This window comes from Pseudomonas sp. P5_A12, from assembly GCF_056400685.1.
Genome location: NZ_JBFUKU010000555.1, coordinates 1 through 1,490, shown reverse-complemented (window position 1 = coordinate 1,490; position 1,490 = coordinate 1). Strand labels below are relative to the sequence as shown.

Here is a 1,490-nt window from a genome sequence, read left to right as displayed (position 1 = left end):
ACTTCGGTCGGGCCTTTTTCGTCCAGATGCACGGCGTGGGCATTGGGGTCGAGGGTTTCCACAGCTTGGGCGAGGCGCGTCAGCGGGCGAATGGCGATGCGCACGGCCAGCCAGGTGCAGGCGATCATCAACGCCAATTGGCCAAGCAGGACGAAGGGCAGCCACGGCGACAACGGCACCATCGACGGACGGACGTCGATGGTGACCGGGCTGCCATCGGTCAGTTTCAGATGGACCTGGAAGTGTTTGATCGGGCCGGGAATGTCGGTCACGGTCATCGGGTAATCCTTGCCGATGGCGTCCTTGATCGAGGTCACGGCAATCGGCGTGTCGCGCATGGCCTCGCCCGGCGAGCCTTCATCCAGCAGATAGCGGTAATTGCGCCGATCCAGTTGTTGCAACCAGCTCGCCCGTTCCGTGGCCGGCAAGCGGTCGAGGATGGCGATGGAGGTCGAGACGTCGGTCTCCAGGTTGCCGAGCATGGTGGTTTTTGCAGTTTCGTAACGTTCGTAATACTGCGCGCCGAAGGACAGCGCCTGCGCCAGGATCAAGCCGATCAGGAAGATCAGCGACAGCCGCGAAGCGAGGGTGCGGGGCCAGCGCAGGTTGAGGTTCATGAAGGCGCCCCGAGCACTTCCACCGACAGCGAAAACACATAGCCCTCACTGCGCACGGTTTTGATGTAGGCCGGTTCGCGGGCGTCATCGAGCAGACGCTGGCGCAATCGGCTGACCAGCAAGTCGATGGAGCGGTCGAACAGGTCGGCGTCGCGGCCCTGGGTCAGGTTCAGCAGTTGATCGCGATTGAGCACCCGCTGCGGGTGATCGAGAAAGACCCGTAGCAAGCGGTATTCGGCGCCGCTCAGCGCGACCATGGTGCCGTCGTCGTCCAGCAAGTGCCGGGCCGAGGTGTCCAGGCGCCAGCGACCGAACGCCAGCAGGCGAGCGCTTTCGGTCACTACCAGGTTGGGCGGCAACATGCGCGTGCGCCGCAGCACGGCGTTGATTCGGGCGAGCAGTTCGCGGGCGGCGAACGGTTTGACCAGGTAATCGTCGGCGCCCATTTCCAGGCCGATGATGCGGTCGGTTTCATCGTTGCGCGCGGTGAGCATCAACACCGGGGTGGCCTTGTGTTTGCCGGCGCGCAATTCGCGGCAGAGTATCAGGCCGTCGTCGCCGGGCATCATGATGTCGAGCACGATCAGGTCCACCGGCGTGGTTTCAAGGAAGGCGCGCATTTGCCGGCCGTCAGCGACGACCGTGGTGCGCAGGCCGTTCTTCTTGAGGTAGTTGCCTACCAGTTCCCGGATCTCGCGGTCATCGTCCACGATGAGAATGTGATCGACGTGTTCCATGGGGCCTGGCCTCTATCAATGGGGGATGTCGCACAGTCTATCGAGCCTTGGCCCGCTCGCCTTTAGCCCTTTGTATTGCAATGTATCTGGCATGTCGGCGGATACACATGGACGCAAAAACCGCCATTTTCAGGGC

General features: G+C 62.7%; 1 protein-coding gene and 1 pseudogene. Both read right to left on the bottom strand.

Annotation, left to right across the window (positions count from 1 at the left end):
* Positions 1-617 (bottom strand): annotated as a pseudogene (locus AC1DSG_RS31055) (two-component sensor histidine kinase); the annotation flags it as partial.
* Complete coding sequence (locus tag AC1DSG_RS31050) at positions 614-1,354, bottom strand: response regulator (protein WP_477794278.1); 741 nt, start codon at positions 1,352-1,354, stop codon at positions 614-616. The gene AC1DSG_RS31050 and the pseudogene AC1DSG_RS31055, both read right to left, overlap by 4 nt.
* Positions 1,355-1,490 lie beyond the last annotated feature (136 nt).

What these genes read in the sequence shown, in the direction of transcription:
- AC1DSG_RS31050 (WP_477794278.1), bottom strand. Translation starts at nt 1,354, where the DNA reads ATGGAACACGTCGATCACATTCTCATCGTGGACGATGACCGCGAGATC.